This is a genomic window from Acidianus brierleyi (genome assembly GCF_003201835.2).
GTDB classification, from domain to species: Archaea; Thermoproteota; Thermoprotei_A; order Sulfolobales; family Sulfolobaceae; genus Aramenus; species Aramenus brierleyi.
Genome location: NZ_CP029289.2, coordinates 38,638 through 54,127 on the forward strand (window position 1 = coordinate 38,638; position 15,490 = coordinate 54,127).

At 33.4% G+C, this 15,490-nt stretch carries 11 protein-coding genes and 3 pseudogenes; 9 read left to right on the forward strand and 5 right to left on the reverse strand.

The annotated features are described in order from the left end of the window. Positions 1-47: 47 nt before the first annotated feature. The 3 genes from soxB (DFR85_RS12185) to DFR85_RS12420 all read right to left on the reverse strand — a co-directional run bounded on the left by soxB (DFR85_RS12185) (position 48) and on the right by DFR85_RS12420 (position 2,409). Entirely contained in the window at positions 48-1,631 is a 1,584-nt protein-coding gene (gene soxB / locus DFR85_RS12185) for a proton pump complex quinol oxidase subunit SoxB (RefSeq protein WP_110269152.1), read from the reverse strand. Between the two features lies 1 nt (position 1,632). Further along, the gene (gene soxA, locus DFR85_RS12210; RefSeq protein ID WP_246252950.1) at positions 1,633-2,172 is read right to left on the reverse strand and encodes a proton pump complex quinol oxidase subunit SoxA; all 540 of its coding nucleotides are present in this window, start codon (positions 2,170-2,172) and stop codon (positions 1,633-1,635) included. Between the two features lie 99 nt (positions 2,173-2,271). Next, entirely contained in the window at positions 2,272-2,409 is a 138-nt protein-coding gene (locus DFR85_RS12420) for a hypothetical protein (protein ID WP_162582516.1), read from the reverse strand. Positions 2,410-2,642: 233 nt separating this feature from the next. Between DFR85_RS12420 and DFR85_RS12465 the strand changes: the two genes are divergently transcribed. Beyond that, the gene (locus DFR85_RS12465) at positions 2,643-3,293 is read left to right on the forward strand and encodes a sulfocyanin (protein WP_110269153.1); all 651 of its coding nucleotides are present in this window, start codon (positions 2,643-2,645) and stop codon (positions 3,291-3,293) included. Positions 3,294-3,896: 603 nt separating this feature from the next. Further along, positions 3,897-4,792: pseudogene (locus DFR85_RS12600) on the forward strand (IS1-like element transposase). A 656-nt stretch (positions 4,793-5,448) separates the two neighbouring features. On the opposite strand, the gene DFR85_RS12820 reads toward DFR85_RS12600, so the two are convergent. Continuing rightward, positions 5,449-6,120: a sulfocyanin gene (locus DFR85_RS12820; RefSeq protein WP_110269154.1), complete on the reverse strand. Its 672-nt coding sequence runs from the start codon at positions 6,118-6,120 to the stop codon at positions 5,449-5,451. Between the two features lie 246 nt (positions 6,121-6,366). Here DFR85_RS12820 and DFR85_RS32285 point away from each other — a divergent pair. From DFR85_RS32285 to DFR85_RS13365, 6 genes and pseudogenes are all read left to right on the forward strand, one after another. Beyond that, positions 6,367-7,503, forward strand: a pseudogene (locus DFR85_RS32285) (IS110 family RNA-guided transposase). Between the two features lie 113 nt (positions 7,504-7,616). After that, positions 7,617-8,617: pseudogene (locus DFR85_RS13180) on the forward strand (transposase). 149 nt (positions 8,618-8,766) lie between these two features. Then, entirely contained in the window at positions 8,767-9,537 is a 771-nt protein-coding gene (locus DFR85_RS13195) for a hypothetical protein (protein ID WP_110269155.1), read from the forward strand. A 147-nt stretch (positions 9,538-9,684) separates the two neighbouring features. Then, on the forward strand, positions 9,685-11,175 hold the full coding sequence (gene soxB, locus DFR85_RS13220) for a proton pump complex quinol oxidase subunit SoxB (protein ID WP_110269156.1): 1,491 nt from the start codon (positions 9,685-9,687) through the stop codon (positions 11,173-11,175). Positions 11,176-11,552: 377 nt separating this feature from the next. Beyond that, positions 11,553-12,194, forward strand: a complete 642-nt coding sequence (locus DFR85_RS13245; RefSeq protein ID WP_110269157.1) for an arsenate reductase (azurin) small subunit — start codon at positions 11,553-11,555, stop codon at positions 12,192-12,194. 154 nt (positions 12,195-12,348) lie between these two features. After that, on the forward strand, positions 12,349-13,119 hold the full coding sequence (locus tag DFR85_RS13365; RefSeq protein WP_110269158.1) for a hypothetical protein: 771 nt from the start codon (positions 12,349-12,351) through the stop codon (positions 13,117-13,119). A 1-nt stretch (position 13,120) separates the two neighbouring features. Here DFR85_RS13365 and DFR85_RS13445 read toward each other — a convergent pair whose 3' ends face one another. Beyond that, entirely contained in the window at positions 13,121-14,239 is a 1,119-nt protein-coding gene (locus DFR85_RS13445; protein WP_110269159.1) for an MFS transporter, read from the reverse strand. Positions 14,240-14,684: 445 nt separating this feature from the next. On the opposite strand from DFR85_RS13445, the gene DFR85_RS13645 reads away from it, so the two are divergent. Continuing rightward, positions 14,685-15,467, forward strand: coding sequence for a hypothetical protein (locus tag DFR85_RS13645; RefSeq protein ID WP_110269160.1), 783 nt, complete (start codon positions 14,685-14,687; stop codon positions 15,465-15,467). Positions 15,468-15,490: the final 23 nt, after the last annotated feature.

Genomic DNA, 15,490 nt, shown 5'->3' on the forward strand with positions numbered 1-15,490 from the left:
ATCTACTATGTTTAAAATAACTAGAAAAATAGTTTAAAAAAAGTATCTTAGGAATTTTTACTTGTAGTATGTATATTGTCTGTTAAGTTTGCTTTAGTATTTTCGCTACTGTCTACAGCATTAGCCCCTCCTGTAGGAGCTACTGGACCCATAGTTCCACTTATACCTGCCGGTAAACCAGATATTGGAATAGTTTCCCAGAATAACGAGGTCTTTATCCCTAATAAAGTAAATAGTATAGGTAACGCATACATAACGAAACTAGCTCCCAGCATTATTGCCAGATATGTCATAGTATCCATAAATGGAACAAATTTAATAGGATATGCTACCCATCTCCTTATTAAGCCAATGTATCCAGCATAACTCATAGTGTAACCTAAAGCTAATGAACCAATAGTCCACATTATTAGCCCACCGCTTACCATTCCTTTACCTAAGCTTGAAAACGTTACATTTCCCATTTTGGTCTTTAACATGTCAAGTAATATTGCTATATATCCTACAATTATTATTGTCCATATCATTAAATGAAAGTGCCCTACTATATAGTAAGTATTATGAACTATAACGTTCAAAGGATTAATTGGTAACATTAAAGCTTGCAATCCAGCCAATATGAAACCTATTAAAGCAATTAAAGAAGCAAGACCAACAGGATCCTTCCAATTATAACCCTTGCCAGTAGCAATAGTTAGTCCTAAGTTTAGCACTGTTAATCCTGATCCTGCTGCCAAAATCAATGTAGTAGGAGTAATGAAAGCCCTCAAAACTACAGGTAAAGGCCAAGTTTGAAGATGATGAACCCATACTAACATGCCGAAAGTAAATAATAGTATCATATTCCATCTAGCCCACTTTTCGCTGAATAACGACCTACCAGAGAATCTAGGTATTAAATAATATAATCCACCAAATATTGCAAAAGGTGCGTAGTATACTACTGGATGTCCCCAGAACCAGAATAACACTACCCAAGTTAATGGATTTACAGGAACGGAAGCCCAGAAATATAAAGCGTACCATAAAGTAGCTGCTGAGAGAGCGAATTCAGTTATAAAAGTGAAAGGACCACCAAATGTCATTCCGTAAGCGGCAAATATCGGCATTTTACCTTCTTTTGGTCTTGTTTTATACCCGTCAATGAACATTGTTATTGAAGCTATTATAACGCCAATAGTATTGAGGAACATCATGAAATACGCCAAACCTATCATATCTCCCCTATAGAATATCCACGTCCCTTGTTGTAATGCTAATGGTGGATACATGTACCAACCAGTTGTTGGACCTCCAGCAAATTCAACAATCATTGGAATATTAACTAACCAGAATGCTAACGTTATGAGCTTATTATGAAGTAAAGACATTCCGCTCTTATACAAGGCATATGCAAATACAGAAAATGTTACGTCTTCTACTATTATCATCATGGCAGCTTGCCCATGAAAAGTTACTAGGAAGTAATAAAGTGGTGCTATTGCATATCCAGCCTTTATGTTAATATGTGGACTTAACAGTATAGTCCTAAACCACATTGCTGCTAATCCCATTGCAGCCAACCAAGATAATCCACCAGCTGTAAAAAGAAGTGATATTCCCAGAGTTGTTTTAGGATAGAGTTTAGCCATTTTACATCACCCACAGATATCCGTACATATACGAATGACCTATTCCACAATATTCGGCACAGTGAAAAGTGTAATTACCAGGAGATGGAGGAGCATAGAAGAAAGCGTAGCTATTTATTCCAGGTACAATATTCCAATTCTGTGGCCCATGAGGAAGTCTTAGATAGAATGCATGAACTACATTATTGCTATATAATACCATCTCTACTGGTTGATTTGGATAAACCTTTATGTATGGAAATCCATTAACATAAGTAATTATGTTATTTACTGAAATATTTTCCATAGTTCCATTTGGTGTATAAATTATCTCAGTAGCATTCTGTGGTATCCATGACCATTGAACAGCTAACATGTATATAATTACAGTTCCATTAGGTAGTTTTGTAGGTAGACCACTAGCTAATGGAAGCCCAGTTCTATATGTCGCTGCGCTTCCTGACATTATTGTAGTATATGACCAACCTACAAAGAAAGCTACTATGATTAACATTACTACAAACCATATTTTTTCCCAATCATGACCTTGATGAGAAGACACTTTTGGTCAAAAAATTTAATACATTAATTAGTTTAAAAGCTTTTCTTATTATGAGTTATTTAAATTTTAAAAAATTTTTCCAATATATCTTTTAAAAAATTAGATTGCCTTTTTCCTAATAAGTAGATAATATAATATTCCGCCTAATATTCCTACTCCAGCTAATCCAAATCCAAATATATCTTCAAAGCTTATACTAGATGGTGGCGCGTACGTCGCGGCTAAGAATTCTAACATTTTTATCCAGTAAACATTAGCACGTTAACTCTTAATAAATTTTATTATTATATAAAGAAACCAATTATAAATTATATTATCTTATTTCCTATATTGGTAACGAAATCTTTAGAAGTATTTCTTCGAATAAAAATCTAAATACGATTTATTAAAAAATTAACAAATATAACTTCCTAAACTAATGTTTAGTTAAAAATATATACTCCGCTTTTTTTAAATTTAATTGATGTTACATGAGTAGAATAGGTGTTGCTATACTTGTACTCATATTTGCAGGTACAGCTTTTATGGCTGGATTCTTAGTATATAATTTTTCAATAGTACTATATCCTGTCCATCCTACACATGCTGCACCACTACTTGCACCTATAACTACAACTACTGTTCCTCCGACAACAACAACTACAACGTCTACAACAAGTACTAGTGTTCTTCCTAGTGGTGCTAAGGTTCTTCCTTATGATGCTAGTAATCATACTGTATTCCTCTATATTACTTCTTTGAGTACTGGCACTCCTTTCAATTTTAATGGTACGAGTAATGGTGAGCTTCATGTGTATATTCCTGCTGGTTGGACGGTAATAGTGTATTATACTAATGAGGAGGCTATTGCTCATAATTTTAATATTGTTCAGAACGATACTCCTACTCCTAATAATGTGAATATTGAGGCTGATGGTAAGGTCTTGTTGTTTGTTGGGACTACTTCTTCTACCTATGAGAGTAATGGTATTGCTAGTGGTGAGAGTGCTTCTGGTTCTATAGCGTTACCTGCTGGTATTTATTGGTTTGCTTGTGGTATTGCTGGGCATGCGGAATCCGGTATGTGGGGAGTAATAGTGTCTTCTACGTCCGTAACAGAACCGTACTATGTAGTAAGTTAAAAAATATTTTTTATACAATTTTTATTTAGTTAAGAGTTTTTTAAATTCATATATATCAATATTATGAATTTTTAGTATTTTACAATTAATATATTCTTAGTTAAATTATTGGATATACTAGAGCTTCTCCCCAAATTAGGTATAATTAAAGCTAAATTCTAATCTGACATAACTTTCAACTAGACATTTGGGTTTCATATTTTTCAACTACATTAAATTAAATCAACTTGGCCAATGTCTTAGAGTAAGGGTGTGCTTTATATAATAACTTCAAATCCTATTAAAGCTACTTTAAAACTTAATTTTAACCTAATCTAAGACTATTTTCTTATAATAAGGCAGTGGTTAACGACAAGAAATAACTAATCTGAATAGGAAATAGGACAATATTTTAGATTTAGTTAATTGATCTAATTTGATACCAAACTGGTGGTATCTTAACTCTTAAGAAAATTGAAAAAATTCAATAAGTTGTTTGATTATTAGGGAGTGTTCTTATGCAGTCATCCTATTCGAGAGCTAAATGCGAAATTATTAGAATGACGTAAAAATTACTTCTAGAACATTTATGTGCAAGGATTACGAGATTTTTGTAGAGCTACAATGAACCTCGTAACCCTTGCACAATCACTTCTGATTCTAAGAAATTTAAATCTTAAGCCTAGAAAGTACAAGTTAGAAGACCTTACACTCGCTATAGCAGCATACCTTCTAGGAGTACAAGTTACCAAACTCGGAATACCACCATCAACACTATACTACTACAAAAAACTGGGAATAAGAAGAAAAGAAGAAAGACCTACATGCCCATCGTGCAACTCAAATAAAATAATAACGGATCGTCTAGAGGAAAAACAAAGTACAAGTGTAAAACGCGCGGAAAAACGTTTTACCACGCTAATCACAAGCTGGACAAGAAACAAAAAGAAAGAATCTTGAAGGAGTATCTGAACAGGATGAGCATGAGGGGAATATCCAAGGTTGAAGGAAGACTATTAACTACAGCAGTTTGATAAAGAGAGCAGGGATAAAGGCATACGTTGGTATATCAGTCCTTTACAACTAAAGAATTTTACTTCAAAATTTACGATACTTAATGAGAGTTGGACTTACGCGTTAGGCACGGTCCTAAGGGAATCTTTGGATTTGGAATGCTTTGGTTGATGGTTCGCCTTTCTTCATGGCGATAGGTATTATAGGACTTTTCGTTTTCTATGGCGTTTCCTAAGAATGAGGTTAATTATACTGATGATTATTGTGTTTATCAAGTTCTTGATCATGTTGCTGGCAAGAAGTACACTTACACTATAGAGAGTTATAATTCTTATTGTAGGTCTCACTTGGCTAGGTTGGCTAGGGATACTAAGTCAATAGGAGTGAATGGTTGATTATAGTCTTGCCTTGTTGAACGTCATGTATCCTGTAATTCAAGGGAGAAGACTCCCTTGAATGAGGCTTACTTGAAGGGAGTACAGAATATTAGAGAAAATCTGATATAATTTTTCTAAACAATATCGAATAAGATGACTGCATGAGAACACTCCCGATTATTACTGAAATATAAATAAAAATCAGAAATCAATCCTGTTAAATTCGTAAAGAAGTGATATGACCGAAATACTGTCTAGACAAGTTCTTAGTAGTTAAAATATTCAATAGTATTCAATAAATTCCAATTTTTTAAGTAATTAATCTTATTTTTTATCCGTAAGAGCTGATTGAGTTATTCATATAAGTCAAATAAGATAACTATATGATTAGACATGAGTTTTACAATATTATAAATTCAATTTATTCCTATCAATTAAAATAATTCTATAAGGAATAGTGATGAGTGAAACTTATCGAAACGCTTACGTTCCACCAAAGAACTAAAAGACTCAATCAAATTGTTAGGTCTTTATCTGTTAACTTATGACGTAAGAAAATAAGAAAAATTTGAGAGATCTACTTTCTATAGTTAGTCAAGTACTACGGTAAGACGCAAATATTTCTAAATCATGCATTTAGTTAAAAGTAGGCTATGCGTTACTACCAATAAAAATTGAAGAAATCGATAAAGCAAGTTAGCTAAGTGAAATTAATTACTAGGTAGGATTATCAGAAGAGGTTGGACTGATATCCAATGATATAAAAATTGTATAAAAAATATTTTTTAACTTACTACATAGTACGGTTCTGTTACGGACGTAGAAGACACTATTACTCCCCACATACCGGATTCCGCATGCCCAGCAATACCACAAGCAAACCAATAAATACCAGCAGGTAACGCTATAGAACCAGAAGCACTCTCACCACTAGCAATACCATTACTCTCATAGGTAGAAGAAGTAGTCCCAACAAACAACAAGACCTTACCATCAGCCTCAATATTCACATTATTAGGAGTAGGAGTATCGTTCTGAACAATATTAAAATTATGAGCAATAGCCTCCTCATTAGTATAATACACTATTACCGTCCAACCAGCAGGAATATACACATGAAGCTCACCATTACTCGTACCATTAAAATTGAAAGGAGTGCCAGTACTCAAAGAAGTAATATAGAGGAATACAGTATGATTACTAGCATCATAAGGAAGAACCTTAGCACCACTAGGAAGAACACTAGTACTTGTTGTAGACGTTGTAGTTGTTGTTGTCGGAGGAACAGTAGTTACAGGAACTGTAGATGTAATCGTAGAAACTACCTTTGGTGGAAGTGTTGTTGTCGTATTCACAATACTAATCGGAGCTCTCGTTGCGACATAGTATCCTGCTACTGCTACTAATATTATAGCTACAACTACAGCTACTATTACAGGTGTATCTAGTTTAGCCATTAATTATGTTGATTTAAATTATAGCTAATAAGATTTTTCATTATAAAAGATATAAAGACTTTCTAAGTTAGTTTTTTATATAAAGAATAATATATTTTAATTTATATTAAATTTAATTATAATTTAATGAGAAAACGTTCGTAGAACATTCTATGAAAAGGTCTCCATGAAATTAAAGCTAAAAATTTTGAGCCATAATTCTTCAGTTTCTATTATTATATAATTATATTCAAAAGAGTATTACACATGGAAAGGAAGATAAAGCCTAAAGTATTTGCAATAGATGTGGGGGAATCAAGACTTGTTGCAACCAAGATGGAGATAAACAACAACACAGTAAAAGAAGCTGATACGAGAGAATTCAAATACAACGAGGAAGGACTCAAAGAACTTATAAAATTCCTAGAAGGATACGAAGAAGGAATAATGGAAGCAACAGGAGTATACTTCTACCACGTATACAACGTACTGAGAGACAACGGACTAAAAGTAAACGTGATAAACCCTGTCCAAACAGTTGAAGTCCTAGGCAAGAAGACAGACAAGAACGACTCCATAAGACTCGCAATAGCCTACGCTGCAGGCACAGTAAAAGGATCGTACCAACGGGAGAAATGCAAGAACTAAGAGAAATGACAAGACACAGAGAAGGACTAGTAGAGAGAAAGACACAAGTAAAGAACGAGATAAGGAAAGTTCTAGAAACAGCAGGATACAAGCTACCTTCGAAAAGAAGACAAAGGAAATAGTGAGAAAACTAGCCACTGATGAGAAGCTAACTGACGAAGAGATCAAGGAGTACTCCAAATTATTGGGAAGAAAATTAACTAGAATAGAAGCGTTCATCCTAAAACAACTCCTGGACCTACTGAACATTATAGAAGAACAAATCAAGGAAGTGGAGAACGAGATAATGAAGTTCCTACCCGAGGAAGCAGTAGTGACTAAGATACCCGGAATAGGCCCAATCTCTGCAGCCACAATTTACGCTGAGCTTGGAGACGTGAGCAGGTTTGAGTCTTCGAAACAAGCTGCTTCTTATGCTGGAGTTTCTGGACTAAGCAGAGCGGGAAGACCGAATTTCACAACGGTCTCATCAAGGGGAATAAGCACTTATCCCGCGTTCTATTCCTTGTTGCAAGGTCCGCTAAGAACACGGCCCAATTTAATGGCTTCTATCAAGCCTTGTTGAAGAGGACAAGCAATTCCAAAAAGGCTACATTAGCCTTGGCCAACAAGATGTGTAGGATAGTTTATCACGTACTCAAGGATGGGGAATACAAGGGTGAGACTAAGAAGACTAGGTATAGGGGAGGAGGTGGTGAAGGCCCTCAAGTTGACCCCAATCAAGTAGTTCCTTCGGCTCTTCAAGCTATCGCCTAGCCATGTTAGAGGCAAAGCATGTGGAGCCTATCCATCTCCATGGAGTCTTCCGCCCCCTTTGAACCTATATAGATTAATTAGTTGGGGAGAGTAATACTCTCCAACTGGGAAACATGGTCGACCCTTTGACTGAAGCAAAGTCTTCGAACGGGGGCGTGACAAACCCCTACCATCGGACTGAACATTGTGATAATATGCACGGATATAGGTGTGATAAAGAGGTAGGGATCCTAGGAATAGACATATCAAAAGATCATGTGACGAGTGAGGGGAGGGTCTACACAACAACAAGGGTTATGAAGAAATACTAAAAGTGAAACTAAACACAATAGTGGTCGAACCGACAGGAGCATCAATAAAACCATGTCAATACTTCAAGGGAAAAGGGATCAAGATACTACAAGTAAGCCAAAACTATGGAAGGAGAAGGACTTGAGAGGAAAACAGATTTTTACTACAAAAACTAGTAAACATGGCAAACAAGGCAAAGGAGTACAACTACAACCCATTGAAAGAACTAGTAACACTATACGTCTTCCTAAAAGTTGAAAGTAAAGTACAAGAACAGGGTAAAAAGAGCACTATTCCTAAGTGACGAGGAAAAATAAGCAAGGAAATTGAAGAATTCTCTAAAGGAAACTTCAAAATACAATTATACAACTTAGAACAAAGATCGTACTTGAAGAAATCGAAGTATTATCTAAAGCACTACTGGAAACAAGCGAGAAAATAAAAGAAGTAGAGAAAATGATACAATTACAGTCTGAAAATCACGTTCTGCTAACTATACCGGGAATAGGAAAACTTTCTGGATAATAATAGGCATTGTTGGAGACATTAAACGCTTTCCTAACCCTGAGTCCTTCGTATCTGCGGTTTAGACCCAATGAGAGGAGCGGTAAAGCTACTGTAAGGGAATATCGAAGAAGGGTAATAAGTACTTGCGCAGCTTGTTCTCTGCGCTGAGATGAATTACTCTCGTAATCCTACATTACTAGAATTTTACGAGAACCATAAGGAAAAGTTGAAGGGAAAGAAGTTGTCTGCTTTAGCCAGGAAATTGAGGATAGTTTGGAGTGTTTGGTATAATAATAAGCCTTATGAGCCTAAGTGACCATAAATCACCACGTGGATTGAAAGGTACACGTGGCAATCTTAGTTGACATTATGCTTGAAGTTCAACCGAAATATTTATTACTGAACGCCCCTGATCATGATAAAAATATGGATAATCTTTTTTTAAAAGGATTTTGAATATACTTTATGGATTTGATAAGAAAGGGTCTAATTATCTCTCTACTACTTATTCTATCTATACTTGGCTATCTTCTATCATTTAGCAAAAGTTACTTGTTAATTGGTTCTACTTTATCTGCATTTAGTTTCTGGATAGCAATTGCAATACTAATACCTAGAAAATTTTATGATATTACGTTCTTCAATGTTAAAAAAACTAAAGGGTATTGGATATCTTCTATCCTATATTTGACTTTTCATATTTTGTTATATGGTATCTTCTACGTCATGATTTTGGGTTATGTAGGATTTTACCCATATATAGGCTATGGAATTGGAGCTACTGTTACTCCTCCATGGCCCTATTTTATATACTGGGAAGCTACTAGCCCAGGCTTTTGGATAAATATAGGCCCATATGAAAGTGACACAGTCCCTTTTACTGCATTTATAGGAGTATTACTAGCAATGCTTATTGGAGCAAATATAGAAAAGATATTTGAATTATATAAGACTATAAAAAATTCTAGAAGAATTTCTACTGCCATAGTAGCTATACCATCTATAGGAATAATTTCAGGAACTTCATGTTGTCTTTCTTTGCCTTCAATTTTAATATATCTTACGGCATTATCAATAGGTGCTGTAAGCTCAGTATTAGGTATTTTAGCTTCCCCATTATATTTTGGTTTGGCTTATTACGGACTACCTATAGGATCAGTATTCTTATTACTAGTAAATTTAAGAGATATGAATAGAATTATATCGAAATGTAAGATATATAATATAAAAAGATAAATTATCGATATTTTCTTTAACTTAGTTTACCAACTAATTCGATATTTTAATAAATAAAAATTTTTAAATTAAATAGAATATTCTTTTTTGATCTAATATGGCTAATTACAAGAATATTGTAAAGAATTTTAAAATAGGTGATATAAAATGAAACTATATCCTAAGTCTGAAATAAATGTTTCATTAATGTTTACATTAGGTGCTATAGCATGGCTGACTGCAATGGGATTAGCAGCAATGTGGTTTAGGACTATACTGTTAAGTCCACATATTAACATAAAGGCTGGATATGCAATAGCACCACTTTATTACTTCCTAGTAACTTTTCATGGACAGGTAGGAATTTTCATAGTAGTACCAGATCTTGCTCTAGCAATTTTAGCATATAGTATTTATAAAAGTGGAATGTCACTATCTCATTATAAATTAATAAGTATAGGATTTTACTTAATAAATATTCCATTAATAGTAGAATTTGCCGGAGGACCATTAACTGGTTGGTACATGTATCCACCATTAGCATTACAAGCCTCATCTTGGCTAGTGTATAGGGGAGATATGATAGGTTTGGCGTATTTCATGATGTTCCTCAATACTATTGGCGTTATAATAGCTTCAATAACAATGTTCATTGACGGGTATAAAACAAGACCAAAAGAAGGTAAAATGCCGATATTTGCCGCTTACGGAATGAGTTTTTCAGGTATGTTTATGCCAATTACAATATCCGCTCTCTCAGCAGCTACTTTATGGTACGCTTTATATTTCTGGGCTTCCGTTCCTGTAAATCCATTAACTTGGGTAGTGTTATTCTGGTTTTATGGCCACCCGGTAGTATATTATGTTCCTTTCCCTGTATTTGGTGGATTATATTATTTAATACCAAAATATGCAAAAACTACATTATTCAGCGAAAAGTGGGCTAGATGGAATATAATACTATTATTTACTTTTGGTATGATAGCGTGGGTTCATCATCTTCAAACTTGGCCTTTACCTGTAGTTTTGAGGGCTTTCATTACTCCTACTACATTGATTTTGGCAGCAGGATCAGGATTAACAGTGCTAAACTTAGGACTAACAATCCTAAAAGGTAAAGGTTATAATTGGAAGGATCCTGTTGGTCTTGCTTCTTTAATTGCTTTAATAGGTTTCATATTGGCTGGATTGCAAGCTTTAATGTTACCAATTAATACTTTGGACGTTATAGTTCATAATACTTACTATATTGTAGGACACTTCCATTTAATGATATGGACAATAATAATTGTTGGATATATAGCAATATTACTTGATATGTTGAAGACGAAAATGGGGAATGCAGAATTTTCAAGCCTGGGTAAAGGAATGCTCATAGGCGGATTAATAATGTGGACTGCTTCTGGTCTAGCTTTAGGATATACTATGAGTTATGCTGGATACATTGGCTTAATAAGGAGATGGGTAGCATATCCTATAAGATTCTTACCATTTATGGATACTATGACTTACTTAGCTATAGCTATGGGTAGCTCGTTTGTAATGTTCGCAATACCTATTTTATTTACTATAATTCCTTTAAAAACGTCTTCCTTCTGGACACAAATTGAAGTTACTTCTGGAAATATACCTGGTACTATGATAAATGATAAAAAGTAATTCTTTTTTCTTTATTTATATTATAAAACAGTATCAATAGACAAATTCTAAACTGGATTAAATAGTGATAAAACACAATTAAAAAGAGGCTAAAGTATTCTCTAAATTAATACCAAATAGTGCAGTTATAAAAAGTTAAAACTGAAGAATCCGCAAAAATATACTCTATACAATATATGCTAAAACATATTTTTACGACAAATCGTATTCTATTTTAGTCTTAAAGAGTTATATAAGAGAATATTTTTATCTTTTATAAAAACTTGTTAATTTATATAAAAATATTTTTTCTTAGTTTTAAATATGTATACCCAAACATATATATAAATATTTTTATATACATCTATCGCTATTTATGGTGATAAAAGTGATAAAATATGGCTGAGGGTAAAGGATCAGGGAAAGGTAATGATAAGGTTGACACAAATAGAAGGGCTATAGTAATTGGAGGCGCAGCTGCGGTAGCTGGCTTAGCTGCAGGCATAGTAATTGGAGGGGACGCATTTCCTAGACTTCTACAGAAGACAGTAACAGAAGTTAAGCCAGAAGTAACTGAAAAGGAAGTAACAAAGACTGTAACTGTGACTAAAACAGTAACCGTACCAGAAGTTGAACAATACCAGAAACAAAAAATCGCAAATTATAGCCAGCTTTCCGTAGGACAGCCTATGTCAGCAACATATATGGGGTATCCAGTATTTATTGTAAGAACCGGAGTAAAGTCCATTAATGGTGTAGGTCCAAATGGAGACGTAGTTGCTTTTAGTGCATTATGTGCCCACATGGGAGGACCTGTACAGTACAATCCTAATACGAACTGTGGAGTTTGTCCATATCATTATTCTGAATATGATTTAACAAGAGGTGGAATGCCAGTAATAGGACACCCGAATCAGTATCTAGCACAGCTTTATCTTGAGTATGATGAAAGTACTGGGGATATATACGCAGTAGGATTTAATAGATTAGTCTATGGGGCTCACAATAACGTACTTCAATCTACGACGTCGACCAGTTAATTGATAATAGAAGTGAAAGTAAAGACAGTCTTGTTATAAGTAGTTTATATTATCTAATAAAAAAAAATAAATAATTTAAAAGCTTTAACAAGACTAATAAATTAATAATAAATCATAAAGAAAACTTTTTAAGTCATAAAACAATTTTTTAATTATGAAAGGCTATTACTATTTCGCTGGATTAGCGTTTGGATTACTATTACTGTACATCGCTCCTAACTCTCCAAATTATTCTATGTATTCAGTAGTAGGAAACTTGATGTTTTGGATATCGTTAGTTATTATTCTTTATAAAAGTGTTTTACATAATGCGTTTGCGTATGTACGTAAAAATCTATCTAGAGTAACTATTGCTATATTTGGGACTTATTTATCTATACATTATTTCGTATATAGTATAGCTCTGGAGAAAATTTTGACTGGAATTTATGGACAACTGTTTTTTGTGAATTCTCCTTTTGTTACATTCACAATAACTCCGTTTTATCCTAGTAGTTTATATGCTACTTTTGTTAACTTAATTTTTAATCCTTCTATAGTTGCTGGAATTCCACCTGATTACTATATTGAATTATCTTTCTACGCTATTTTTATGGGATTTATAATAGCAACTTTAGTTACCGCGAACATTGTTAGGGTAATAAGAATTGCAGGATTCCTTAAAAAAGCAAAAATCATACTTCTAGCTCCATTACTAGGAGTAATAGGAGGAGGAAGTTGTTGTATTTCGATACCTATCTTATTAGCCACAGCGATTCCTGCAGCTAATGTGCTATTCTTTACATCATTAGGAAATAGTGCTTTATTCCTAGCTTACGTAATTTTACCACCTCTTACAGCTATTGGCTTGAAACTTAATTATGACGCATTAACCCCAAAACCTCCTAAAGAAATAAGAATAAAGGAATTAAATATAAGAAAATAGGTTATCTTACCTTTAATATTTCCTTTCTAGGCATTGCTATAACCAACAATAATGTGCCCGTTATCCCGCACATTAGTGTATAAAGTCTAGAAACTTCTGGCATAGTAAGAAATAGATAACTAAAGATTACGCTTCCCATTATACCTGAAATAGCTTTTCCCGTATAGAGGAATGCGTTATTTGAAGTAGAGAATTTGGAACCGAATATATCCCCAACTAATGAAAAATAAAGAGTTATCATTGATCCACCGAAAAATCCTATTACGAGTACTGAGGGACCTATCAAGTTAATAGTTAAAAGTAGTGCTCCAAATGTTATGAGAATATCTACTAGAAGAACTGTTTTTGCTCTACCAATTTTATCTGAAACGTGACCCAAGATTGGCCTACTTATTCCACTCATGAAAGGAAATAAACTAATTAGTATAACTAAATCCTGTAATGGAAGAGCTCTTCCTATGACGGACAACGAAGAAGACATTACTGTTAATGGTACTGCAGCAGTTACAAAAGAAAAATATATGAGCCACCATTTAGGTGAAACTAAAATTTCCTTAGGGGTATTTCCAGTTAAACCCTTAGCAGGATACTTAGAGAATGATAGAAGAGTTGGTAAAATTATAAGCTCTATTAAACCTATAATTAGTGTAATTTCCCTAAAATTAGTAAATGAAGCTATAATTGGATTGGTGAGCGACGCTCCAACACCAAATCCTAAGGAAACTAAGCCTGTAGCAAACCCTCTTCTATCTTGATACCATTTTATAGCCAGATTAGTGGCAATTCCATAAAGTATACCTTCTCCTATGCTACCCAAAGACCAGAAAATATAAAAAAAGTATACAGTAGGCGAAAAAGAAGTCCCTAGAAAACCTAATGCTGATAAAATGGATGAAAATATGCCAACTATTTTGGGTCCTTTAGTGTCAGCAAAATATCCACCTACAGTTTGGAAAGTAGTGGAAAATATAGTAAAAAGAGTAAAAGCTACCTCGATTTCTACTATGCTTACAGCAAATCCTTTCTTAAATAAAGGTTCTAATGCATTCCAGGAATACTGATATAGCGAGTTAAATAGCATGGCAGTGAGGCCTATTACTATATATTTTTCCCTATTCATAATAGTCTAAGATTTAAATTAATATTTAATTCTTACTTTTTAAAAAATAGGTTATGAAAATTTCATCTAGATACCTCTAAGTTTAAACTTTATCATTATTTTTTGCTTTCTAATTGAAGATAATCGAACTTAATACTAGACTTATGAGGATAGTAAGTGCTAATAATTAGTTTGTCCTAATATTAATATATGTGATAAACGTACCATACATTACGATACAGAAACCTATTTTCTTAGAATATTAATAGTTATATTTTAGGATAAAGATGTACTAACTAAGAACTATTTTTATAGAACTTAATGGATCATAGTCCTTTATTAAGTAAGATTGCTCATAATATTCTTTTATAGAAGATGATTTTTATAATGATATTTCTTCAACGATAATCAGACTAATTAGTATAACATAAAATACTTAAATATATGTTTAATTAATAAAGTATATATGGAAGATTATACGGAAGAATTCTTGTTACCAGCTGATAAATCTTCTATAGTATCTATATTAGCAGATCCTAGTAGATTTTCTGGAATTACTGGACATATAGCATTCTTCAAAATCTTTGATTCGGAAAAACAAAATTATGTAGCACAAGGATCTGCAGTCAGGCCAATAAATAAATATAGAGCTGTATTCATATATGAAGATAATAATGGAAATTTAAATCATGTTCTAGGCACAATGGAAGGACCAGAAATCATGCCAAACCAAATATCTTATAAAGGAGAAAGTGATGACGGAAAAATGAGCGCATCATTTGTTTTCTCTTTTATACCTAAAGGTTCTGATACGAGACTTAATATAAAATCTGAGATAAGTTTAAGGCAAGGCTTCTTTTCTAGATTATTTAATAAGTTTTATGGAAACATGGCAGAACATATAGTAAAATGTCATATCATACCATACTTAAGTAAGATTGGACCTCAAGTTAGCTATAATTTAACAGAAATATCAAAAACGCTTGGAAATATGAATGAATTAATTTTAACTCTTAGAAACTTACCAAAAATTGATCTAGGATGTGTTATAATAAAAGGAGACACGTTCAAGTTTGTAGCGTCTATAAAAGAAGGTGAATTAAGAAATATGAGACTTAAAAGTAATGGAGATGAAATTAACGGAGGAGAAGCTTTAGCCAAGTTGTTTACACTAAATGGTAGAGCTGAAATGTCAATTTATAAGTTACCTGCAGAAGAAGTTTTATTAGAAAAAATAAATAAACTTTAGTCATTTTTAAATGTAATTAGAAA

Bases quoted from the DNA above. Each gene is read 5' to 3' on its own strand.
- soxB (WP_110269152.1), bottom strand. From the start codon at position 1,631: ATGGCTAAACTCTATCCTAAAACAACTCTGGGAATATCACTTCTTTTT.
- DFR85_RS12420 (WP_162582516.1), bottom strand. From the start codon at position 2,409: ATGTTAGAATTCTTAGCCGCGACGTACGCGCCACCATCTAGTATAAGC.
- DFR85_RS12465 (WP_110269153.1), top strand. From the start codon at position 2,643: ATGAGTAGAATAGGTGTTGCTATACTTGTACTCATATTTGCAGGTACA.
- DFR85_RS12820 (WP_110269154.1), bottom strand. From the start codon at position 6,120: ATGGCTAAACTAGATACACCTGTAATAGTAGCTGTAGTTGTAGCTATA.
- DFR85_RS13195 (WP_110269155.1), top strand. From the start codon at position 8,767: ATGGATTTGATAAGAAAGGGTCTAATTATCTCTCTACTACTTATTCTA.
- soxB (WP_110269156.1), top strand. From the start codon at position 9,685: ATGAAACTATATCCTAAGTCTGAAATAAATGTTTCATTAATGTTTACA.
- DFR85_RS13245 (WP_110269157.1), top strand. From the start codon at position 11,553: ATGGCTGAGGGTAAAGGATCAGGGAAAGGTAATGATAAGGTTGACACA.
- DFR85_RS13365 (WP_110269158.1), top strand. From the start codon at position 12,349: ATGAAAGGCTATTACTATTTCGCTGGATTAGCGTTTGGATTACTATTA.
- DFR85_RS13445 (WP_110269159.1), bottom strand. From the start codon at position 14,239: ATGAATAGGGAAAAATATATAGTAATAGGCCTCACTGCCATGCTATTT.
- DFR85_RS13645 (WP_110269160.1), top strand. From the start codon at position 14,685: ATGGAAGATTATACGGAAGAATTCTTGTTACCAGCTGATAAATCTTCT.